General features: G+C 44.9%; 22 protein-coding genes. 21 read left to right on the top strand and 1 reads right to left on the bottom strand.

Features of this window, described 5'->3' with window-relative positions; all coding sequences use genetic code 11:
• Nucleotides 1-4 precede the first annotated feature (4 nt).
• The 10 genes from DWX43_RS14785 to DWX43_RS14740 all read left to right on the top strand — a co-directional run bounded on the left by DWX43_RS14785 (nucleotide 5) and on the right by DWX43_RS14740 (nucleotide 8,763).
• Nucleotides 5-604 carry a hypothetical protein gene (locus DWX43_RS14785; protein ID WP_118620821.1) on the top strand — a complete coding sequence of 200 codons (600 nt, stop codon included), beginning with the start codon at nucleotides 5-7 and terminating at the stop codon, nucleotides 602-604.
• 128 nt (nucleotides 605-732) lie between these two features.
• Entirely contained in the window at nucleotides 733-1,740 is a 1,008-nt protein-coding gene (locus DWX43_RS14780; protein WP_182440712.1) for a zinc-ribbon domain-containing protein, read from the top strand.
• Between the two features lie 685 nt (nucleotides 1,741-2,425).
• The gene (locus DWX43_RS14775; protein ID WP_118620880.1) at nucleotides 2,426-3,355 is read left to right on the top strand and encodes a DUF932 domain-containing protein; all 930 of its coding nucleotides are present in this window, start codon (nucleotides 2,426-2,428) and stop codon (nucleotides 3,353-3,355) included.
• A 20-nt stretch (nucleotides 3,356-3,375) separates the two neighbouring features.
• Nucleotides 3,376-4,302 carry a lambda-exonuclease family protein gene (locus DWX43_RS14770; RefSeq protein WP_118620819.1) on the top strand — a complete coding sequence of 309 codons (927 nt, stop codon included), beginning with the start codon at nucleotides 3,376-3,378 and terminating at the stop codon, nucleotides 4,300-4,302.
• Between the two features lie 103 nt (nucleotides 4,303-4,405).
• Nucleotides 4,406-5,221, top strand: a complete 816-nt coding sequence (locus DWX43_RS14765) for a recombinase RecT (protein ID WP_118620818.1) — start codon at nucleotides 4,406-4,408, stop codon at nucleotides 5,219-5,221.
• Nucleotides 5,222-5,232: 11 nt separating this feature from the next.
• A complete protein-coding gene (locus tag DWX43_RS14760; RefSeq protein ID WP_118620817.1) occupies nucleotides 5,233-5,463 on the top strand; it encodes a hypothetical protein in 231 nt (76 codons plus the stop codon).
• A 13-nt stretch (nucleotides 5,464-5,476) separates the two neighbouring features.
• Nucleotides 5,477-6,136 (top strand): DUF5688 family protein, encoded by a 660-nt coding sequence (locus DWX43_RS14755; protein WP_118620816.1) that lies wholly within the window; start codon nucleotides 5,477-5,479, stop codon nucleotides 6,134-6,136.
• A 219-nt stretch (nucleotides 6,137-6,355) separates the two neighbouring features.
• Complete coding sequence (locus tag DWX43_RS14750) at nucleotides 6,356-6,685, top strand: nucleotidyltransferase domain-containing protein (RefSeq protein WP_243099321.1); 330 nt, start codon at nucleotides 6,356-6,358, stop codon at nucleotides 6,683-6,685.
• Nucleotides 6,670-7,074, top strand: a complete 405-nt coding sequence (locus DWX43_RS14745; RefSeq protein WP_118620815.1) for a HEPN domain-containing protein — start codon at nucleotides 6,670-6,672, stop codon at nucleotides 7,072-7,074. The genes DWX43_RS14750 and DWX43_RS14745 overlap by 16 nt, the downstream gene beginning before the upstream one ends.
• A gap of 51 nt (nucleotides 7,075-7,125) precedes the next feature.
• Nucleotides 7,126-8,763 carry a recombinase family protein gene (locus tag DWX43_RS14740; RefSeq protein ID WP_118620814.1) on the top strand — a complete coding sequence of 546 codons (1,638 nt, stop codon included), beginning with the start codon at nucleotides 7,126-7,128 and terminating at the stop codon, nucleotides 8,761-8,763.
• On the opposite strand, the gene DWX43_RS27635 is transcribed toward DWX43_RS14740, so the two are convergent.
• Nucleotides 8,744-8,968 carry a hypothetical protein gene (locus DWX43_RS27635; protein WP_330582259.1) on the bottom strand — a complete coding sequence of 75 codons (225 nt, stop codon included), beginning with the start codon at nucleotides 8,966-8,968 and terminating at the stop codon, nucleotides 8,744-8,746. The two genes, DWX43_RS14740 and DWX43_RS27635, sit on opposite strands and share 20 nt — an antisense overlap.
• A gap of 182 nt (nucleotides 8,969-9,150) precedes the next feature.
• On the opposite strand from DWX43_RS27635, the gene DWX43_RS14730 reads away from it, so the two are divergent.
• The 11 genes from DWX43_RS14730 (at nucleotide 9,151) to DWX43_RS14680 (ending at nucleotide 21,537) form a co-directional block, all read left to right on the top strand.
• The gene (locus DWX43_RS14730) at nucleotides 9,151-9,762 is read left to right on the top strand and encodes an epoxyqueuosine reductase QueH (protein WP_109732100.1); all 612 of its coding nucleotides are present in this window, start codon (nucleotides 9,151-9,153) and stop codon (nucleotides 9,760-9,762) included.
• Nucleotides 9,763-9,890: 128 nt separating this feature from the next.
• Nucleotides 9,891-11,270, top strand: coding sequence for an argininosuccinate lyase (argH, locus tag DWX43_RS14725; RefSeq protein ID WP_109732101.1), 1,380 nt, complete (start codon nucleotides 9,891-9,893; stop codon nucleotides 11,268-11,270).
• Nucleotides 11,271-11,309: 39 nt separating this feature from the next.
• A complete protein-coding gene (gene asd / locus DWX43_RS14720; RefSeq protein WP_109732102.1) occupies nucleotides 11,310-12,395 on the top strand; it encodes an aspartate-semialdehyde dehydrogenase in 1,086 nt (361 codons plus the stop codon).
• A 38-nt stretch (nucleotides 12,396-12,433) separates the two neighbouring features.
• Nucleotides 12,434-13,708, top strand: coding sequence for a 3-isopropylmalate dehydratase large subunit (gene leuC / locus DWX43_RS14715; protein WP_118620878.1), 1,275 nt, complete (start codon nucleotides 12,434-12,436; stop codon nucleotides 13,706-13,708).
• Nucleotides 13,708-14,196, top strand: coding sequence for a 3-isopropylmalate dehydratase small subunit (gene leuD, locus DWX43_RS14710; protein WP_109732103.1), 489 nt, complete (start codon nucleotides 13,708-13,710; stop codon nucleotides 14,194-14,196). Before leuC ends, leuD begins: the two co-directional genes overlap by 1 nt.
• Before the next feature lie 490 nt (nucleotides 14,197-14,686).
• Nucleotides 14,687-15,673 carry an ornithine cyclodeaminase family protein gene (locus tag DWX43_RS14705; RefSeq protein ID WP_109732104.1) on the top strand — a complete coding sequence of 329 codons (987 nt, stop codon included), beginning with the start codon at nucleotides 14,687-14,689 and terminating at the stop codon, nucleotides 15,671-15,673.
• A 41-nt stretch (nucleotides 15,674-15,714) separates the two neighbouring features.
• On the top strand, nucleotides 15,715-17,358 hold the full coding sequence (gene ilvD, locus DWX43_RS14700) for a dihydroxy-acid dehydratase (RefSeq protein WP_118620813.1): 1,644 nt from the start codon (nucleotides 15,715-15,717) through the stop codon (nucleotides 17,356-17,358).
• Nucleotides 17,359-17,400: 42 nt separating this feature from the next.
• Nucleotides 17,401-18,204, top strand: coding sequence for a TrmB family transcriptional regulator (locus DWX43_RS14695; RefSeq protein ID WP_243099320.1), 804 nt, complete (start codon nucleotides 17,401-17,403; stop codon nucleotides 18,202-18,204).
• 17 nt (nucleotides 18,205-18,221) lie between these two features.
• The gene (locus tag DWX43_RS14690; RefSeq protein WP_118620812.1) at nucleotides 18,222-19,520 is read left to right on the top strand and encodes a Na+/H+ antiporter NhaC family protein; all 1,299 of its coding nucleotides are present in this window, start codon (nucleotides 18,222-18,224) and stop codon (nucleotides 19,518-19,520) included.
• A gap of 175 nt (nucleotides 19,521-19,695) precedes the next feature.
• Nucleotides 19,696-21,189, top strand: coding sequence for a threonine synthase (gene thrC, locus DWX43_RS14685; RefSeq protein WP_118620811.1), 1,494 nt, complete (start codon nucleotides 19,696-19,698; stop codon nucleotides 21,187-21,189).
• A gap of 3 nt (nucleotides 21,190-21,192) precedes the next feature.
• Nucleotides 21,193-21,537, top strand: a complete 345-nt coding sequence (locus DWX43_RS14680) for a hypothetical protein (protein ID WP_109732108.1) — start codon at nucleotides 21,193-21,195, stop codon at nucleotides 21,535-21,537.
• The last annotated feature ends 53 nt before the right edge of the window (nucleotides 21,538-21,590 follow it).

Raw genomic sequence — 21,590 nt, 5'->3', positions numbered from 1 at the left:
AAGTATGAGCGGGATATTTGCAACAGCTATTAAAGAGGGTATGGGTAATGCAGTTGAAAAAACTAAGGAAACTAAAAATAATTCTGAACATATGTCTTTTATAGAAGTAAAGGAAATCTCAGAGGTCCAAAAAAAAGTAGCTCAAGAAGCTGATATAGAGGCTGTAAAAAGCTCTTCTTTATCCGCTATTATTGAAGATAACAAGGAAAAGCGTGAGGTTGAGGGAACTAAGGCTAATGAAGGTAAAGAAGGATTAACAGGCGAGCAAAATGAAAAAATTGAGGGAGAAAGAACTGTTAAGCTAGAAGATTTATCAACAGATGACAGGGATATTGTATTAAACAGGGTAGATTCCATGATAAAACGTATGGACCATACAGCGGAAACTTATGAGAAGAAGGGGGCACGGGAGTGGGCATACCTAAAAAATAATGAGGACGGCTATCAAGAGGCTCATTATGGCAAAGCTATAAAAGCATATGGGGTTGCAGAGCACTATAAAGAAAAGGCAGACCAACTTAGACAAGGAAATTATATAATTACCAGAGACTACAGAGAAAAATTGCATGTTTATCCAGAACAGAAGAGCGAGGGCGATAAATAGATTTAATCTACTGTAATACATTAAGAGGTGGAAGTCGAAAAATCTTTAGAGAGTTACAGGGAAGAAATTACAATAAAAACTATGAGAAAATATTAGTTATGCAAATGAGGATAAAAGGGGGATTCATAGTGTATTGCCAAAAATGTGGGGAAGAATTACAGGAAGGATGGAAGGTTTGTCCTGTATGTGGAAATAAAATAGAAGAGGGTATGGATACTCCAAAGCCAGACAATGACGAAAAACAAAGTAAACCTGACAATCCAAAGGGGAAGAAAAAGAGTATCATCCTAGCGGCAGCCATTGTTTTGATAGTAGCAATAGCCGGCATAGGTGTCACAGTGATATACCCACAGGTACAAGAATATCAGCAGGACAAGAAAAATCAAGCAGAAGCAGATAAGGTTATTGATGCTATTTCTTCTTTAGCGGATAGTGAAATTACAGTTGCGTCAGAAGAAGACCTGAATAAAGTAAAGACAAAGTACGATGCCCTTACAGATGAACAGAAAAAATTGGTCTCCAATTATAGAGAACTGGAAAAGGCATATGCGGATCTGAAGGTGAAAAAGGACGAGCAAGCTGCCCAGGTGGTGATAGATGCAATAGAGAAAATTGATGCGAATAAGCTTACCGATACAGATACTTCTATTCAGGCAATGAAAGAGCAGTTTGAAGCATTGACAGATGAACAGAAGGGACTGGTTACAAACAGCTCTAAACTGGATGAATATGCCGGAATAGTCCAGAAGAAGAAAGAGGAAAAAGAGGCAGAGAAAAAAGCAGCAGAGGAAGCGGCGGCAGAAGCGGCCAGACAGGAAGCAGAGAAACAAGCAGCAATAGATAATGCGTATAATTCTGTTGTGGATAAAAAATTTCATAAGGTGGATTCACAACTCAGTGTTGAATTTACGTCTACCGGAGATTTTGTTGCAATTGGGTATTATGGAAGTGCACCATTGACAAATAAATATTGCACATACTCCTTTTCGGCAGAATATGCACTTCATAAAGATGTGATGCAGTATTTGGTTTCATGTAATATTGATGGGATAGAATATTATTTCAGGTACTTTACAAATGGTAAAATTTCTCTTGAAGGTGATGGCGAGTTTAGTGGGTGGTACGAACTGATTTAACTGATAAGACGAGTGTTATGTAACGGAGTGAAAAATAAGTCTGCTGGTCAGGCAGAGAGGGACAGAATATAAAGCTGAATAAGGGTGGCTGGTAAAAGTTTTGAATTACAATTACATATTATTACTATGAAGCAAGTTAGATCGGCGGCAGGAAGTTTATTTCCTGCCGTTAATTTATTTTAAAAGGAGGGAAGCACATTACTAACTTGCATTGTCACCAGTAAAGCAACGCAGAAAGTTTATAATAGTTGTACGCTTATCTGGTTAAAAAGAAAAAGGATTTGAAAATGATTATGTTGTGGCAGGCAGGGCAATTTCGCTTTGTCTGCCATAAAAAGTTAATGCGGGTATTTCCACAGATACATGGAGAATAGAAAAAGTTCCTGTTTATACCGGCTGGGAAGGGGGTCCTAATGTTTGGCTATGAGGTTATTGTAACTATGAAGAAGTTGGGTAAAACTTTATTGAACATTGTACTGAGATGGTAGGAGGCGTGTAATGAATTGGGGAAAAATTTTGTTAGCAATTATAGGATGTGCGATAAGTTTATATGAAATTTTTGAAGAGGAGTAAGCCAAAGAGCAGCGTTTAAAGTCTTCAGGAGTAGCGTTATATAGTTTTAGCAAGAAATGTGGCAATAAGAGAAAAGAATGAAAATATGAGAAAGAAGAAAAGGAGAAAGATTATGGCAGCAAACGTTGAAAGTATGTTTTATGTAAGGGAAACCCCTTGGCACGGTTTAGGTACGAGGGTTATGGAGGCTCCGGATTCAAGGGATGCTTTGATTGTAGCGGGATTAAACTGGAACGTGGTACAGGAACCTATTTATACGGAAACGGAAGAATTAATTGACGGGTATAAGGCAAACATCAGGGATTCTGACAGAAGTGTACTGGGGGTAGTGACAGACCGGTACAAGGTAATCCAGAACAACGAAGCATTTGCGTTTACTGATGCACTTTTAGGGGAAGGGGTACGCTATGAAACGGCTGGCAGTCTGCAGGGCGGAAAGAAAGTATGGCTGCTGGCACATATGCCTCATGAATATATCATTTCAGGCGAACACATCAGCCCATATCTTTTGTTCTCAAATACCCATGACGGTTCCGGCGCTATCAAGGTCGCTTTAACACCGATCCGTGTTGTGTGTAACAATACACTGAACCTTGCACTGTCCACGGCAAAACGGTCATGGTCTATGATCCATACCGGGGATATCAAAGAGAAAATACAGGAAGCACAGGATACTTTGTTCATGGCAGAGAAATATATGGACAGCCTCGGGAAAGAATTTGAAAACCTGCGCATGAAGAAGATAACGGATAAACAGGTGATGGACTATATAGAAGTCCTTCTTCCGATGGAAGACTCAACCACGCCCCAGCAGGCAAAAAATATCAGGCGTCTGCGTGAGGATTTAAAGATGCGGTATTTCGATGCCCCTGATCTGCAGGATGTTGGGAAGAACGCTTACAGATTCGTGAATGCGGTATCTGATTTTGCGACCCATGCAGAACCGCTCAGGAAGACTGTGAACTATAAGGAAAACCTGTTTGCCCGGACGGTGGAAGGAAACCCACTGATTGATAAGGCTTACCAGTTAATGTGTGCCTAATATGGAGAGGATGATAAAGCATGAAAAAATTAATTTCTACATTAGATTTGGATAAACAGGACTGGCTGTCATACCGAAAGCTTGGGATTGGCGGTTCGGATGCCGGGGCAGTATGCGGATTCAATCCATACCGGACTGCAATGCAGGTATATCAGGATAAGATTTCCGAAGAGACAGAAGATATTGACAACGAAGCCATGCGACAGGGACGGGAATTTGAGGACTATGTGGCAAGGCGGTTCATGGAAGCGACGGGGAAGAAAGTCCGCAGAGCCAATGCCATGTATTACGATGAAGAACGTCCTTTTATGCTTGCTGATGTTGACCGCATAGTAACAGGGGAAAATGCAGGACTGGAATGTAAGACTGCCAGTCCCTACATGGCAGATAAATGGGCAGACGGGAAGATTCCCATGTCATACCAGATACAGTGCTACCATTATATGTCGGTGTGCAATGCAGAGGCCTGGTATATAGCGGTCCTGATTTATGGACGGGAGTTGAAGTACTACAGAATAGAGAGGGATGAACAACTGATCGCATACCTGAGACAGTTAGAGCAGGATTTCTGGGAGAACCATGTATTGAAACGGGTGATGCCAGAACCGGATGGCTCCAAACTGGCTGACAGCGTAATTTTGGAGTATTTCAGGGATTCCGTGCCAGTGTCAATTAACCTCTCTGGTTTTGATGAAAAGCTAAAACGGAGACAGGAACTCCTTGATGTTATGGAGCGCATGGATGCAGAGCGGAAGAAGATAGAGCAGGAACTGAAACTCTATCTTGGAGAAGCAGAGGTGGCTGAAAATGAGCGGTACAGGGTTTCGTGGAAACAGGTATGCAGCAACAGACTGGATGAAAAACGTTTGAAAGAAGAGCAGCCGGAGGTTTACGAGAAATACCGCAAGGAAATCGTGAGCCGGAGATTCACAGTAAAAGCAGCTTAGTATAGCAAACAGCAGGAGCAGGAAACAGAATGGAAACGAGAAGAGCAGCACGATAGAGGCAGGGCATGGATACCCTGCCTCTCTTTAATAGGAAGGAGACACTATGGCGGCAAAGGCAGAGATTAAGGAAGAACTGGCAAAAAAGGTGGAAAGCAGGAAGGGGGATACAGCAGGGAAACTGACCAAATCAATGAGCATTTCGGACCTGATTAAGGCAATGGAGCCTGAAATCAAAAAAGCCCTTCCGGAAGTAATTACCCCGGAGCGGTTTACGAGGATGGCACTGTCCGCATTAAACACGACACCAAAACTGAAGGAATGCACACAGATGAGTTTTCTGGCTGCCCTCATGAATGCGGCGCAGCTTGGTCTGGAGCCGAACACCCCTTTAGGACAGGCATACCTGATTCCATATAACAATAAAGGAACGATGGAATGCCAGTTCCAGATTGGATACAAGGGGATGATTGATTTAAGTTACAGGAACCCGCAGATGCAGATCATACAGGCACAGGCAGTCTATGGAAATGATGAATTTGAGTACGAGCTGGGACTGAATCCAAAACTGGTCCACCGTCCGGCAGTAGGCGACCGCGGGGAAGTGAAGCTTTTCTACGGATTTTTCAAGCTGACCAATGGAGGGTTTGGCTTTGAGGTCATGAGCAAGAACGATATTGATAATTTCGCAAGGGAATATTCAAAAGCATTCGATTCATCATTTAGCCCGTGGAAGAACAATTATATCGGGATGGCGAAAAAAACTGTGATTAAGCAGGCATTGAAGTTCGCCCCGCTGAAAGCAGATTTCAGGAGGGCACTTTCAAGCGATGAGACGATTAAAAATGAGCTTGCCACTGATATGACCGAGATACAGGGAGAAGATATATGGGATGCTGATTATACGGAACAGAGTGTTTAGGAGGCGGCCGGATGCTGATTGAGAAAATATATAACGGAGTCTATGCAGGAATGGAAGCCGGGGAACAGGAAGAATCCCAGCTGGACGAGGAAATAGAAGATTTACTGGGAACTGCAAAGGAAAGAACCGTTGATGCATATGAGTTGGAAGAATTGTTAAGTAGTGCGGCAGGGATTGGGATGTCGCATGGATTTAAATTGGGGATGCGCTTTTGGATACAGATTTTGTCAGAATTGATTTGAAGGAGATAAACATATGGAATGTACAGAGATGATAAAATTAGAATTGATAGAAATTGTGGGAAAATGGGAATGGGCAAAAGATTATGTATACCCTGTCATGCGCCCGGTGAAAGAAAATATGGGAGAGTATGCTGGTATGCCAAGTGTATCCTTCCTTGATCTGAGAATATTTTATAAGATACTGTACCCCCTGTCTGAGGGGAATATGGCAACAGTGAAAGTTACAGATGCTTTGTTAAAAGTATGGGGGATAAGCAAGGCTGAACTCCATAAAAATGCTGCCAAAAACCTGAAAAAGGATGGCTACCAGATTCGTGATATGCTGTCAATATGCAGGGAAATACTGGGCGGAGAAACAGACGCAGATTCGGTTGATATGGAAGCTGATATGTATGTGATGCAGAACTCCAAAAGGGCAGAGGGGGCGGCGGGGATGCTCCTAATAGATATGATTCATGAATTTGCAGAAAACAGGGGAAGCGACCTGTATATTCTTCCCTCCAGCATTCATGAAACGATATTAATCCCGTTTAGTAAGAAAATCTGTCCGGAAATGCTGAAAGAAATTGTTAAGGAAGTTAATGAGTCACAAGTAGAGGAAGAAGAACGGCTGGGTGACAGCATATATGTATATAGTCGGAAAACCGGAAAAATTCATATTGCCCTGCAGTAGTTAGTATAGTAAAGATTATTGAATTGGATGTGCATATACTGGTTAGTATAAGAGGTGAATCGAGGCGAGTACAATTTACTCGCCTCATTTTGAAGAATATGTAATGTCCATAAGTAAGATTATGTGTTCTGTTGAAATACTTACAAAGGAAGATTCAAAACTCTTGAAATATGTGGTATTATAGTAACAACTGTATCTATAATAGGAGAACGGGGTGAGATGATGAATCAGAAAGCATATATGGAATTAGTAAAAGGTATTCTGGATATAATGGAAGAACGTGTAGTTCGTATTGTATTGTACGGATCTGTTGCAAGGGGGACATCTACGGAAGAATCAGATATAGATATTGCATTGTTGGTTAAAGGGAATCTGGATAAAGATACCGAAGATAGGCTGTCGGATATCATTGTAGATTTGAATTTGAAGTATGATAAAGTTTTTTCTGTAATAGATATTGATTATGACAAGTTTCAAAAATGGGAGAAAGTTATGCCTTTCTACCAAAATGTGAATAGGGAGGGGATTGTTTTATGGAAGGCAGCATAAAAGAGCTGTCCCAATATCGTTTTCAACGGGCTTGTGAGGATTACGAAACCGCAAGGCTGCTATTTGGGGCTAAAAGTTTAAAGGCTTCTGTAAACCGTTCCTATTATGCCATTTTTCATGCATTACGTGCGGTAACAGCTTTGGATCAATTTGATTCAAGTAAACATTCGGGCGTGATTGCATATATAAATCGGAATTATGTAAAAGAAGGTATTTTTGACAAGGGCTTTTCCAAGATGCTGGATACCGCATTTCGTCTGAGAGAAAAGGCGGATTATGAAGATTTTGTGATTGTGTCTGTCGAAATGTCCGAAGAACAGTTAGCAAAAGCGGGAAAAATCTTAGATATAATCAAGGAACATTTAGAAAAGCGATGGGAGAAATTCTAAAGACAGGTGTTTAATAGCCTGTCTTTCTTTTTTAGAAGAAGGGAGAAGAAAATGATCATTTATATTTACAGCAGGAAATCAAAATGGACTGGCAGGGGTGAGAGTGTTGAAAATCAAATCGCTATGTGCCGGGAGTATATGTTATATAATATTGAGGGGGCAGATAAAGCGGAAATTGTGGAGTATGAAGATGAGGGTTATTCAGGGAAGAACACAAACCGTCCACAGTTTCAAAAGATGATGAGTGATATTAAAAAAGGTCAATGTGACTATCTTGTTTGCTACAAATTAGACAGGCTGGGCAGAAATATTGCTGACTTAGCTAATTTGATTGAAACTTTAAATAAATTAAATGTATCTTTTATAAGTATAAAAGAGCGGTTTGATACCTCTACACCCATAGGGAAAGCCATGATTTATTTTGCAGGAGTTCTGGCACAAATGGAACGGGAACAGATAGCAGAGCGTGTGCGCGACAACATGATTATGCTTGCAAGAAAAGGAAGATGGCTTGGTGGCAATACACCTCTTGGATTCCGTGCTGAGGCAGAAGAGAAGATTAATATTAATGGGAAAAATAAGAAGTGTTTCAGATTAAAAGAAGACGCAGAGGATATGAAGATTACGAAATTTATTTTTCAAGAGTTCTTAGAAAAGCAGTCGTTGGTGGGGATTGTGAAGTATTTCCTAAGTCACGGGATGCTGACAAAAAGAGGGAAAGAGTATACAACCACTACCATTAAGGATATTCTGACGAATCCTGTATATTGTACTGCGGATCAAGATGCATATAAATATTTCTGGGATTTAGGCTGTCAGGTATGCATGGACGAGGAGGAAGCCGATGGCAGATATGGTCTGATTTCTTATGCGAAAACCTCTTCATCGCAATATAAAAACCAAGATAATCCGCCAGAAAAATGGATTATTGCGTTAGGAAGGCACAAAGGTATTATATCAGGAAAGGATTTTGTGAAAATACAAAAAATATTGAAACAAAATAGCTCGAAAGGGGACAGCTGGCATAAGCCACAGAATCCGGTAGCATTATTATCAGGTCTGTTATATTGTTCTTGTGGTCATGCAATGCGTCCCAAAAACTATTCAACCGCACAAGTGACAGAAAACGGGGACAGGAAATTTTCCTATCTCTGCCCATATAAGGATCTAACACATGGGGAAAAATGTTCAGTGCCAAATGTTCAGGGCAATACATTGGATCGGCTTGTATGTGAAGAAGTGTTAAGTTATACAGACAAAAATTCTAATATTGGCATTATGCTTGAAAGGGCAAAAAAAAGAATCATGGAGTCTAAGACGGATAAAGTAACAGAAGGAGAGGTATTAGAGCAGGAGATCATAAAGCGGAAAAAAGAAGTGAAAAATCTGATTACCGCAATTGCAAAATCGGGAAATGAAGAATTTATAAAGCAAATTGAAGAAGAGATTACCAGATTGAATGAGGAATGTGCCGCATTTGAGAAAGAGAGAGGAAACTTAGGCGAGGAAAAATGTGGCATGCAGGGCGATCAGCAACAGATCGAATTTGTAATGGAACAGCTATCTTCCTTCAAGGCACTTTTTCCTGCATTGAGTGTTGTGGAGAAACGTGAGTATCTGCACATGATTTTAGAGAGGGTTGTATGGGACGGGGAGGAAGCCCATATTTTTATCTATGGCAGCCATTGATGGGAAAAGAGCGGAAGAATATCAGTGGCTGCCATCTGAATTGTTTCCGCTGCTCACCCATCGCATTCCCACACCCGGATGGGCCGACCAGAGCGACAAATTCGCCGGCGGCAATAGAAAAAGAGATATCTGTCAGTGCCTTGGTTTCTCCTTCTAAAGTGTGGTACGCATAATTTATGTTTTTTAATTCAAGTATTGGTTCCATGCAGACACTCCATTCGACAAGTATATAGTTAGTTTATGAGAAAACAGAAGATAGGTGACAAACACTTAATGTAAGAGAACCAAAGGCTATAAAGTGATTTTAAAGGAAGATTCAAATCTTTAGAAAAGTATGGTATTATAATAAAAGTATGGCTTTTTTTAGAAGAAAGGTGCAGAATCAAGATGAACTATCGAAATATAAACTACCAGAAGGAACTGGACAAACTGATTGATGTAATCCAGAAGGAGGGGCGTGTGCCGACACTTCTGCTTCACAGCTGCTGTGCTCCCTGCAGCAGTTATGTGCTGGAATATTTGTCGGAGTATTTTGAAATTACCGTGTTTTATTATAATCCGAATATTTTTCCGGAAAGTGAATATACGAAACGCCTGCTGGAGCAGCAGACACTGATTGGCGATATGCACTTTAAAAACCCGGTATCTTTTCTGGCAGGGAATTATGATAAAGAGAAATTTTATGAAATGGCGGCAGGAATGGAGCATTTGAAAGAGGGAGGTGCACGGTGCTTCAAATGCTATGAGCTCCGTCTTACAGAGGCGGCCGAGATGGCAGTGAAGGGCGGCTTTGACTATTTTACGACAACGCTGAGCATCAGTCCTTTAAAGAATGCAGAAAAATTAAATTCGATCGGAACCAAGATTGCATCCCGCTATGGGGTAAAGTATCTGCAGTCGGATTTTAAAAAGAAGAACGGGTACAAGCGTTCCATTGAACTGTCAAAGGAATACGGCCTTTACAGGCAGGATTACTGCGGCTGCGAGTTTTCAAGATAATGAATGTAAAAAAGTTCTAAAGAAAGTACTGGAAAAGAGAGCAAAACCGTAAACTTTCATGTGGACATTAACACGTTACTATGATAAACTAATGAGAAAATCACAAAAAGAGAAGAGAGGATAAAGAAATGGCACAGTTATGGGGCGGTCGTTTCACGAAGGAAACAGACCAGTTAGTGTACAATTTCAATGCATCAATATCTTTTGACAAGAAATTTTATGAGCAGGATATCCGCGGCAGTATCGCGCATGTTACGATGCTGGCGAAGCAGAAGATTCTGACAGAGGATGAGAAGAATCAGATTATAGAAGGTCTGGAGGGCATCCGTTCAGATGTGGAGCGAGGTGTGCTTGAGATTACAGATAAGTATGAAGATATTCACAGCTTCGTGGAGGCAAATCTGATTGACCGGATCGGGGACGCGGGCAAGAAGTTACATACAGGAAGAAGCCGTAATGACCAGGTGGCTCTGGATATGAAGCTCTATACCCGCGATGAGATTCTGGAACTGGACAGACTTCTGAAGGAACTTCTGGAAGTTCTGCTGAGGCTGATGAAGGAAAACACAGAGACCTACATGCCCGGGTTCACACATTTACAGAAGGCACAGCCTATTACACTGGCACACCATCTTGGCGCTTATTTTGAAATGTTTAAACGTGACCGCTCACGCATGAAGGATATTTATAATAGAATGAATTACTGCCCGCTCGGGTCCGGTGCACTGGCCGGTACGACCTATCCCCTTGACCGAGAGTATACGGCAGAACTGATGGAGTTTGCGGGTCCGACGATGAACAGCATGGATTCCGTATCCGACAGAGACTACCTGATCGAGCTTTTGTCGGCAATGTCAACGGTGATGATGCATCTGAGCCGTTTCTCAGAGGAAGTGATCATCTGGAATTCCAACGAGTATCAATTTGTGGAGATTGATGATGCCTACAGTACAGGGAGCAGCATCATGCCGCAGAAGAAGAACCCGGATATCGCCGAACTTGTCAGAGGGAAGACAGGACGTGTCTATGGGGCGCTGATGTCTCTGCTGACAACCATGAAGGGAATCCCCCTTGCATATAATAAAGATATGCAGGAAGATAAAGAACTGGTATTTGATGCCATCGATACGACAAAAGGATGTCTTGCCCTGTTTACAGGCATGATTAATACCATACGTTTCCAGAAAAAACGTATGGAAGACAGCGCGAAGAACGGTTTTACAAATGCAACCGACGCGGCTGACTATCTCGTGAATCATGGCGTACCATTCCGGGATGCACACGGCATTGTCGGACAGCTGGTACTTCACTGCATCGAGAAGAATATTGCTCTTGATGATATGACACTGGAAGAATACAAGGCAATTTCTCCGGTATTTGAAGAAGATATCTATGATGCAATCAGTATGAAAACCTGTGTAGAGATGCGTAATACAACCGGCGCCCCGGGCAAATCAGCTATGGGGGACGTTATCATGGCGTATGATATGTATCTGAATGTAGAATAAGGATTATCAAATTTTGTGAAAGATAAAGGAGAGGGAAAGATGGAACAGAAATTAAGAGTTGGTATTTTAGGTGCAACAGGAATGGTTGGTCAGAGATTCATCTCCCTGCTTGAGAACCATCCGTGGTTTGAAGTAGTAACAGTGGCTGCAAGCCCGCGTTCAGCAGGAAAGTCCTATGAAGAGGCAGTAGGGGACAGATGGAAAATGGATACCCCGATGCCGGAGGCAGTCAAGAAACTGACTGTACTGAATGTAAACGAAGTAGAAAAAGTGGCGTCTACAGTAGATTTCGTATTCAGCGCCGTGGATATGACAAAAGAAGAAATCAAAGCGATCGAGGAAGAATATGCGAAGACAGAGACACCGGTTGTATCCAACAACAGCGCGCACCGCTGGACACCGGATGTACCGATGGTAATCCCGGAAATCAATGTGGAGCATTTTGACGTAATAGAAGCTCAGAAAAAGCGTCTCGGAACTACCCGCGGGTTCATCGCAGTGAAGCCGAACTGTTCGATCCAGAGTTACGCACCGTGTCTTGCAGCATGGAAAGAATTCGGCCCGAAGGAAGTAGTTGCAACCACGTATCAGGCAATTTCAGGAGCCGGCAAGACATTCAAAGACTGGCCGGAAATGGTAGAGAACATCATTCCATATATCGGCGGGGAAGAAGAAAAGAGCGAACAGGAGCCGTTGAGAGTACTCGGCAAAGTGGAAAACGGAGAGATTGTAAAAGCACAGCTCCCGAAGATTACTTGCCAGTGCATCCGGGTGCCTGTCTTAAACGGCCATACGGCAGCGGTATTCATCAACTTTGAGAAGAAACCGACCAAAGAAGAATTAATAGAAAAACTGGTAAGCTACAAAGGGTTCCCGCAGGAGGCCGAACTTCCGAGCGCACCAAAGCAGTTCATCCAGTATCTGGAAGAAGATAACCGTCCGCAGGTAAAAGCAGACGTAGATTATGAAAACGGAATGGGCATATCCATCGGACGTTTAAGAGAAGACAGCATGTTCGACTATAAATTTGTCGGCCTGTCACACAATACTGTGCGCGGCGCTGCAGGCGGGGCCGTATTATGTGCAGAAACACTTACAGCCAAGAAATATATTCAGGCAAAGTAAATCAGAATTCAAATGAAATGAAAGAGGAGGTTGTCGCAATGGGAATGACAATGACGCAGAAGATTCTGGCGGCTCATGCAGGGCTTGATTCTGTAGAGGCCGGACAGTTGATTGAAGCGAAATTAGACGTGGTGATGGCAAATGACATTACAGGGCCTATGGCTCTGCCGATTTTCAGACAGATGGCAGAACAGGTTTATGATAAAGATAAAGTAGTACTGGTACCGGATCATTTTACACCGAATAAGGATATCAAGTCGGCTGAAAACTCCAAGTCCATCCGCGAGTTTGCAAAGGAGCAGGGACTGAAGTGGTATTTTGAACAGGGAAAATCCGGGGTTGAGCACGCAATCCTTCCGGAGGCTGGAGTGGTTGCTGCCGGGGAATGCATCATTGGTGCGGATTCTCATACTTGTACATATGGCGCTCTGGGAGCATTTTCTACAGGCGTGGGAACGACGGATATTGCAACAGGCATGGCGACAGGGGAACTCTGGTTCAAGGTGCCAAGTGCCATGAAGTTTGTATTGACTGGAAAACCGGGACCGTATGTAAGCGGAAAAGATGTGATCATCCATATTATCGGTAAGATCGGTGTGGATGGTGCACTTTATAAATCTATGGAATTTGCAGGAGAGGGACTTAAGAACCTTTCTATGGATGACCGTTTTACAATTGCAAACATGGCTATTGAAGCAGGCGCGAAGAATGGGATATTCCCTGTAGACGAGCAGACAGAAGCTTACCTGAAGGAGCATTCTGTTAAGGAATATCAGGTATATGAGGCAGATGAGGATGCGGTGTATGACGAAGTGATCGAGATTGATCTGTCACAGGTACGTCCTACCGTGGCTTTCCCACACCTTCCGGGGAATGCGAAGACGATTGATGAGATCGAAGCAATGGAACCTGTCAAGATCGACCAGGTGGTAATCGGTTCCTGTACAAACGGCAGAATGCAGGATATGCGCAAGGCGGCAGCCATCCTGAAAGGACGTCAGGTCCATCCGGATGTGCGTGTCATGGTGATACCTGCAACGCAGAAGATTTATAAGCAGTGTATTGCAGAGGGACTTCTGGATATCTTTGTAGATGCAGGATGTGCAGTCAATACGCCGAGCTGCGGTCCTTGCATGGGCGGGCATATGGGCGTTATGGCAGCAGGGGAAAAGTGTGTTTCCACGACAAACCGTAACTTCGTTGGACGAATGGGACACGTAGATTCTCTTATTTATCTGGCTTCCCCAGAGGTGGCGGCTGCGAGTGCGATTGCAGGATGCATTGCAAATCCGGAGAAAGTAGGTGACAAATAATGAAAGCATTGGGACACGTTTTTAAATATGGAGACAACGTAGATACAGACGTTATTATACCGGCAAGATACCTGAACTCTTTTGATGCGCAGGAGCTTGCAAGCCATGCTATGGCGGATATTGATCCGGACTTTGTAAAGAAAGTAAAACAGGGCGACCTGATTGTGGCAAATAAGAACTTTGGCTGTGGTTCTTCCAGAGAACATGCTCCGTTGTGCTTAAAGACCGCAGGGGTCAGTTGTGTAATCGCGGAGACGTTTGCAAGGATTTTCTACCGCAATGCAATTAATATCGGTCTCCCGATCATTGAATGTCCGGAGGCGGCAAAAGGGATCGATGCCGGGGATGAGGTAGAAGTTGATTTTGACAGCGGAAAGATCTATAACCGCACGAAAGGAACGGAGTATCAGGGGCAGGCTTTCCCAGAGTTCATGCAGAAACTGATAGCGGCCGGAGGATTAGTGAACTACACCAATAGTAAGAAGTAGGTGATGGGATTTTTTGGGCGGAGGATGAAGGGGGACGCTTGCCGCGGAACAGGAATGGCCTTGCACGGATGCGGGTTTTCAGTATAACTGCCCCTAAATCAAAATAGAAGCCAACACGATGAACACCGCCGACAAACGCAAGAATGCTTGGATGCATTCTCGCTAAGTCGGCTGAATCGCAGGACTTGATGTCCTGCGATTCGTTCATGTGTTGGCTTCTATTTTGATGAAGGGGCAGTAATTCTGAAAAGACGCATCCGTACAAGGCCATTCCTGTTCCACGGCAAGCTGGTTCATCCGGCCGGCAGAAAAAATTCTATCACGGGGGGACTTCTACGGCTTAAGTTGGAGGGGGAGGTTACTGGCTATTAAGGGGGAGGAGGGGGATTTTGGTGTTGACTTTTTGAGGGGGATTGGTATAATGGGGTTAATAGTTACCAAAGGGGTATACTAATATGGAAATGTGCTTTCAGGTTAAGGAGGTAGAAGGATGCTGTTGTTGTCAAAGAGGGATATTAAAGAGGTTTTTTCGATGAAGGAGGCGGTTGAGGCTGATAAGGAGGCGTTCCGGCTTTTTTCGGAGGGGAAGAGTGAGGTGCCGCTGCGTACGAATATTCAGGTGCCGAAGCATGACGGGTCGTTGTTGTTTATGCCGTCTTTTGTGGAAGAGCTGGATGCGGCGTGTCTGAAGGTGGTGAATGTGTTCCCGAAGAATATTGAGCAGGGGCTTCCGACGACACCGGCACAGGTGCTGCTGATAGATGCGTCGAACGGGCTTGTTGTTTCTGTTCTGGACGGGACTTATGTGACACAGCTGCGGACCGGGGCTGCTTCAGGGGCGGCGTTTGACGTGCTGGCGAAGAAGGACTGTAAGAAAGGGGCGCTGATCGGGACCGGCGGGCAGGCGGCGACGCAGCTTGAGGCAATGGTGGCTGTCCGGGATCTGGACGAGGTGAAGGTATTTGACCTGAATGCAGAAAGATTAGGTGCATTTGTCGATCAGATGAATGAGGAACTGGCGAAGTTTGGAACAAGAATTGTGGCTGCATCAAGCTCTGATGATGCGGTGGAGGATGCGGACCTGCTTGTCTGTGTGACACCATCTTCCCGGCCGGTATTCGATGGCAGGAAGGTAAAGGCAGGGGCTACAGTGAGCTGCGTCGGCTCTTATCAGCCGCATATGCAGGAGATGGATCCGGAAATACTTGTACGTGCATCCAAAATCTATTTTGATTCTGTGGATGCGGTTCTGTCAGAGGCAGGTGATATTCTAATACCGCTGGAGAGCGGGCAGATTACACGCGATGATTTTACCGGGGACCTTGGAGATGTACTTCTGGGGAAAGTACAGGGCCGGGAAAATGATGAGGAAATCATTGTCTTTAAGACGGTCGGTATCGGCACACAGGACCTGATGGCGGCAAAGCGTATCTATGATAAGGCAAAACAGGCAGGAGTCGGCACGATCTGGGAATAGCCGGGATGAAATTGGTATTGATGATTTAGGAGGATTAGAAGATGGAATCATATTGGAACGGAGCAGAGGCGGCACACCGCCGTGTTATGATGAAAGCAGCAGGATATTCTGATTCAGATATCCGCAAAAAACCACATATCGGGGTACCTAATTCCTATATGGAAGGATCACCGGGAAGCGCGCACCTCAGGCAGATTGCAGAAGCTGTGAAGCAGGGAATCTGGGCGGCAGGCGGTGTGCCGGTTGAGTTTGGGATACCGGCCACATGCGGGAATATTGCAAATGGGGCCGAGGAACTGAAATATGAACAGGTGGGCCGTGATATCGTGGCGATGTCTGTTGAGTTTGTCTCAAGAGTACATAACTTTGACGGCCTTGTCATGGTGGCATCCTGCGACAATATCATTGCCGGGTGTTATCTTGCTGCCGCGAGAGTCAACATCCCGTCAATGGTTGTGACAGGCGGTTCTATGCAGCCGGGTCACCACTGCGGCAGGACCGTAGTAGAAGCGGATCTGGATGTGGCAAGATTTTCCGGATCTGCAGAAGAAGACCTGATGGAACTGGAAGAGGCGGTGTGCCCGTCTTTCGGGGCGTGCCCTTCGATGGGAACGGCCAATACCATGCAGATGCTGGGCGAGGTGATGAATCTGGTCATGCCGGGAACGGCTACGATTCCTGCATCTGACAACAGGAAACTGCGCCAGGCGCGGGAGGCCGGCAAGTTTGCGGTAAAACTTGTGAAATCAGGACTGAAACCGTCGGATCTGATTACAAAGGAGATTCTGCTGAATTCGATTATGTTCGATATGGCAGTGGCTGGCTCTACAAACGCGGTGCTCCATATTCTGACGATGGCGTATGAGCTAGGGATTGATATTACACTGGAAGATTTTGAAACATATGCAAAAGAAATACCGTGTATCAATGCGGTTATTCCAAGCGGCCCATATACGGTTGTAGATTTCCATTACGCAGGCGGTGTGCCGAACGTGATGAAAATGCTGGAGAGCCGTCTGTTTACTGATGCCCCGATGATGAATGGCGGGACATGGGGAGAATATCTTTCTGGTGTGAAGGCGCAGCCAAACGAGGTGATTCATACCCTCGAAAAGCCGCTTTTCCATGAACCGGGCCTGAAGATACTGCGTGGAAACCTTTCACCGAACGGGGCGATTGTGCGTCCGACAGCGGTACCGGATTCCGTGAAATACATGAAAGGCAAAGCAAAGGTATTTGACGGGGACAGAAGCGCGTTCGAAGCCATCGAGGCCGGTGAAATCGTACCGGGTGATATCATCGTGATCCGTTATGAAGGCTGTAAAGGTGCTCCGGGAATGAAGGAACTGATGCTGAGCATCGATGCCCTGATCGGGCATGGACTTCATACCAGTGTCGGCCTTGTGTCAGATGCGAGATTTTCCGGATTTAATTTCGGGGCCATTATAGGACATGTATCCCCGGAGGCATATGACGGCGGTACAATCGCACTTGTGGAAAACGGGGATGAAATTATCATTGATATTCCAAACGGCCAGGTATCACTGGAAGTGACAGAAGAAGAATTGCAGAAAAGAAAAGCAAACTGGGTATGCCCGCCGCTGAAGGAAGAAAAAGGATGCCTGAACCTGTTTGCACGCAACTGCAGGCCTGCGGAACAGGGAGGCGCGATGCAGCCCTGGTAGAAAGAACAGAAAATCAAAGGATTGCGTAAGGAGAGATAAGGTATGCTGCTGGAGGATAAGATTTTTTTACTCAATAAAATCGGGCTGACAGACGCTGAGGCGAAAGTATACCTGACACTGCTGAAAAACGGCAGTGCGTCGGGGTATGAGGCCAGCAAATTTTCGGCTGTTCCACGTTCCAAAATTTACAATGTGCTGGAATCCCTTGTCATGAAAGGTTTTATATTGTATTCTGGGGAGGAGAATACCAACCGTTATGCCGCTGTACCGATCGAAGAGATATCAGGAAGGGTGAAGCATGAGACTGATGCGACACTTGAAGAGCTTACTGTTCAGCTGAAGGATTACAGGGCACAGACGGATATGGATGAGTTCTGGCATATTAAAGAATACGAGAATGTATTTGCAAAATGCCGCAGTATCTTAAAGGGAACGCAGTCAGAGCTGCTTCTGCAGATCTGGGAGGAGGACCTTCCAAAACTTCTTTGGCAGTTACAGGAATTAGAAGAAAGAGGTGTCCGGCTTGGAATTGTCTACTTTGGGGAGGCAGAAGAAAACGGGATACCATTGAAACATGTCTGTTTTCATGGGATGCTTCAGGAAAAGAAGGAAGAGATGGGGGGCAGATTCCTGACACTTGTCTCTGATAAACAGGAAGTTGTATTCGGACAGATTATCAGTGACGCGGCGTCCGAAGTAATCTGGACCCGGTCGAAGCCGATGGTTGCAATGGCTGCAGAGTGTGTCCGGCACGACATGTACTTTTATAAGAGTGCGGAACTGTTTACGGACCAGATGCAGAAAGAGCTCGGTGAGGATTTCCATAAGATACGGGAAATATTTTAACAAAGAGAGGATATGGAATGAGACAGGAGAGTACAACAACAGAAAACGTAAAGGGCAGGGCCATTGCCCTGCTTCCCATTGCAGTGTTCCTTGTGATTTTTCTGGGAGCAGGAATCATAACAAAGGATTTCTATGCAATGCCGGCGATTGTTGGTTTCTTAATCGCCCTTTTCGTAGCATTTTTACAGAACAGAAAGTTAAGTTTCGGGGAAAAACTGAAGGTGATAGCAGGAGGTGCGGGGGAGGAGAACATCATAACGATGAGCCTCATTTTCCTGTGCGCGGGAGGATTTTCCGGTGCGGTGACTGCGGCAGGTGGTGTAGAGAGTACAGTTAACTTTGGGCTCTCGATCCTCCCGGCTCGCGTTGCCATTGTCGGCCTGTTCGTGATCGGGTGCTTTATCTCCATTTCAATGGGAACTTCAATGGGAACGATTGCGGCACTTGCCCCGATTGCCGTAGAGATATCGAAACAGACCGGATTTGCGCTTGCCATCTGCATCGGTGCAGTCGTATGCGGAGCAATGTTCGGTGACAATCTGTCTATGATTTCGGATACCACAATCGCGGCAGTCAAGACCCAGGGATGTGAGATGAAGGACAAGTTCAAGGCGAATTTCCTGATCGTGCTGCCGGCGGCAGTCATTACTATACTGATATTCTGGCTGATCACGCGGAATGTACAGCTTGAGGTTACATCAACAATGGATTACAACCTGTGGAAGGTACTGCCCTATATCCTCGTTCTGGTCGGGGCGCTGCTGGGAATCAATGTCTTTTTAGTTCTGATCGGAGGGACGGTGGTTTCCCTGATTGTAGGAGTGGCAACAGGCAGTATAGTTCTGTCTGAAATCTTTACCGTAGTAGGCAGCGGGGTAACGTCGATGTACGATATTACGGTGATATCCATTATCGTTGCCTGCATTGTTTCACTCGTGAAAGAATACGGAGGGATCCAGTTTATCCTGAATCTCATAAAAAGCCGCATCAGGGGAAAACGCGGCGGAGAACTCGGAATCGCCCTTCTGGCTTTGTTTGTAGATTTGTGTACTGCGAACAATACCGTGGCGATCGTGATGGCAGGCCCTATCGCTAAAGAAATCAGCGATGAGTTCGAAATCACCCCCAAACGCTCGGCATCTCTTCTGGATATCTTTACATCGGTAGGACAGGGGATGATTCCTTACGGGGCACAGCTGTTGTCAGCAGCCAGCCTGACAGGCCTGACGCCGTTCCACATCATGCCGTACCTGTTTTATCCAATGCTGATGGCGGCCAGCGGAGTTTTATTCATCTTTCTGCGGAAACAGAATTAAGAAAAATTCCTGTACATGCCCGGGTGTGTACAGGAATTTTTTGTGGGCATCCGGTCTGTGCGTCAGCGGTATGCAGAGCGGATGCCCCGCCTTTGTTTTTCTTGAATATAGAGGCAACTTGTGTTATAATGCAGTGCAGTAACAAAGTGAAGAAAAGAATAAAGAGGGTAGAAGAATGAATCTATTATACAAAAGTACAAGGGATGCCAGTAAGACAGTAACAGCTTCCGAAGCCGTATTAAAGGGTCTGGCTGAAGACGGCGGGCTGTTTGTACCGACAAGCATTCCAAAACTGGATGTAACAATGGACGACCTGAAAGACATGAGCTATCAGGACACAGCATATGCGGTCATGAAACAGTTCCTGACGGATTACACGGAAGAAGAACTGAGACATTGTATTAACAGCGCATATGATGAGAAGTTTGATACAGAAGTGATCGCTCCGCTTGTAAAAGTGGGAGATACCTATCATCTGGAATTATTCCACGGGGCTACGATTGCATTCAAGGATATGGCTCTGTCTATTCTCCCGCATCTGCTTACGACGGCCGCTAAGAAGAATCATGTGACGAAGGATATCGTGATCCTTACTGCTACGTCCGGTGATACGGGAAAAGCGGCGCTTGCAGGATTCGCAGATGTACCGGGTACGAAGATTATTGTGTTTTACCCGAAGGACGGCGTAAGCAGGGTGCAGGAACTCCAGATGGTAACACAGAAGGGAAAGAATACTTCTGTAGTGGCTATCCACGGAAACTTCGACAACGCCCAGAGCGGTGTGAAGGCTCTCTTTGAAGATAAAGAACTGGAAAAAGAACTGTGTCAGGCGGGATACCAGTTTTCATCCGCTAATTCAATCAATATCGGACGGCTCGTTCCGCAGGTGGTTTATTATGTGTATGCATACGCGAAACTCCTGCTAAACGAGGAGATCGAGGCGGGAGAACAGATCAATGTGACTGTCCCGACAGGAAATTTTGGCAATATTCTTGCGGCATATTATGCAAAGCAGATGGGGGTACCGATCGCAAAGCTGATCTGTGCATCCAACGAAAACAAAGTACTGTTTGATTTCTTCCGCACAGGAACCTATGACAGGAACCGTGAGTTCGTCCTCACTTCTTCTCCATCAATGGATATTCTGATTTCCAGCAATCTGGAGCGTCTGATTTATGCAATTGCAGGAAATGATGCTGTGAAGAATGCAGAATTTATGAATAAGCTGAAGACAGAAGGCGTGTATGAGATTACTCCTGAGATGAAAGAAAAACTGAAGGATTTTGAAGGCGGCTATGCAACAGAAGAGGAGACGAAAGAGACAATCTCTGGAACTTACCGTTCCACGGGCTATGTGATGGATACCCACACGGCAGTGGCTGCGCATGTATGCAGGGCTTACAGGGAAAGCAGCGGCGATCAGCGTAAGCAGCTGGTTGCGTCTACGGCAAGCCCGTACAAGTTTGCAAGAAGTGTGATGACTGCGATTGACAGCTCTTATGACGAGCTGGATGAATTTGCACTGATTGATGAACTGGAGAAGGTATCTGGGGTCGAAGTTCCGGCAGCCATCGAGGAAATCCGCAATGCAGAGATTCTCCACACTATGGAATGTGATGCTGATAAGATGAAAGAAACCGTGAAGGAAATTCTGGGAGTAGAGGTGTAATCTATGGACAGCATGTTTGGTGCAATTAGTATTCTGATATTATGCTGTGGCGTATATAGTCTTTACGCGTGGGCGAAGATGAAAAAAGACGGCCATATCAACGAAGTGCTCCTGCTTGGCAAGAATTTCACCGAGCGGGACTGCAAGGATAAGAGTGCGTATATGCAGAAGGCAGTACCGGCCGTATTGGTTTTAGGGGTTATCACAACCTTGTATGGAGCGATTGACGCAATTCATTTTTATGTTACACCAGTCAGGATACTCGATTTGATTGCTATGGCGGTATTTTTCGTCGTACTGATCTGGTTTATGGTATACACGACGAAGCTGAAAAATAAATATTTTTAGTCAGCGTTGAAAAAGTGTATTAGTGAAACATTTAACAAGGAAGTTGCAGAATA

This window comes from Clostridium sp. AF19-22AC, assembly GCF_003479085.1.
Taxonomy (GTDB): domain Bacteria; phylum Bacillota; class Clostridia; order Lachnospirales; family Lachnospiraceae; genus Faecalicatena_A; species Faecalicatena_A orotica.
The sequence above is the reverse complement of the archived record's forward strand: the minus strand, read 5'-3'. Positions and strand labels throughout refer to the sequence as shown.

Excerpts from the sequence above, each read along its gene's own strand:
- DWX43_RS14785 (WP_118620821.1), top strand. The coding sequence starts at position 5 with ATGAGCGGGATATTTGCAACAGCTATTAAAGAGGGTATGGGTAATGCA.
- DWX43_RS14775 (WP_118620880.1), top strand. The coding sequence starts at position 2,426 with ATGGCAGCAAACGTTGAAAGTATGTTTTATGTAAGGGAAACCCCTTGG.
- DWX43_RS14770 (WP_118620819.1), top strand. The coding sequence starts at position 3,376 with ATGAAAAAATTAATTTCTACATTAGATTTGGATAAACAGGACTGGCTG.
- DWX43_RS14765 (WP_118620818.1), top strand. The coding sequence starts at position 4,406 with ATGGCGGCAAAGGCAGAGATTAAGGAAGAACTGGCAAAAAAGGTGGAA.
- DWX43_RS14760 (WP_118620817.1), top strand. The coding sequence starts at position 5,233 with ATGCTGATTGAGAAAATATATAACGGAGTCTATGCAGGAATGGAAGCC.
- DWX43_RS14755 (WP_118620816.1), top strand. The coding sequence starts at position 5,477 with ATGGAATGTACAGAGATGATAAAATTAGAATTGATAGAAATTGTGGGA.
- DWX43_RS14750 (WP_243099321.1), top strand. The coding sequence starts at position 6,356 with ATGATGAATCAGAAAGCATATATGGAATTAGTAAAAGGTATTCTGGAT.
- DWX43_RS14745 (WP_118620815.1), top strand. The coding sequence starts at position 6,670 with ATGGAAGGCAGCATAAAAGAGCTGTCCCAATATCGTTTTCAACGGGCT.
- DWX43_RS14740 (WP_118620814.1), top strand. The coding sequence starts at position 7,126 with ATGATCATTTATATTTACAGCAGGAAATCAAAATGGACTGGCAGGGGT.
- DWX43_RS27635 (WP_330582259.1), bottom strand. The coding sequence starts at position 8,968 with ATGGAACCAATACTTGAATTAAAAAACATAAATTATGCGTACCACACT.
- DWX43_RS14730 (WP_109732100.1), top strand. The coding sequence starts at position 9,151 with ATGAACTATCGAAATATAAACTACCAGAAGGAACTGGACAAACTGATT.
- argH (WP_109732101.1), top strand. The coding sequence starts at position 9,891 with ATGGCACAGTTATGGGGCGGTCGTTTCACGAAGGAAACAGACCAGTTA.
- asd (WP_109732102.1), top strand. The coding sequence starts at position 11,310 with ATGGAACAGAAATTAAGAGTTGGTATTTTAGGTGCAACAGGAATGGTT.
- leuC (WP_118620878.1), top strand. The coding sequence starts at position 12,434 with ATGGGAATGACAATGACGCAGAAGATTCTGGCGGCTCATGCAGGGCTT.
- leuD (WP_109732103.1), top strand. The coding sequence starts at position 13,708 with ATGAAAGCATTGGGACACGTTTTTAAATATGGAGACAACGTAGATACA.
- DWX43_RS14705 (WP_109732104.1), top strand. The coding sequence starts at position 14,687 with ATGCTGTTGTTGTCAAAGAGGGATATTAAAGAGGTTTTTTCGATGAAG.
- ilvD (WP_118620813.1), top strand. The coding sequence starts at position 15,715 with ATGGAATCATATTGGAACGGAGCAGAGGCGGCACACCGCCGTGTTATG.
- DWX43_RS14695 (WP_243099320.1), top strand. The coding sequence starts at position 17,401 with ATGCTGCTGGAGGATAAGATTTTTTTACTCAATAAAATCGGGCTGACA.
- DWX43_RS14690 (WP_118620812.1), top strand. The coding sequence starts at position 18,222 with ATGAGACAGGAGAGTACAACAACAGAAAACGTAAAGGGCAGGGCCATT.
- thrC (WP_118620811.1), top strand. The coding sequence starts at position 19,696 with ATGAATCTATTATACAAAAGTACAAGGGATGCCAGTAAGACAGTAACA.
- DWX43_RS14680 (WP_109732108.1), top strand. The coding sequence starts at position 21,193 with ATGGACAGCATGTTTGGTGCAATTAGTATTCTGATATTATGCTGTGGC.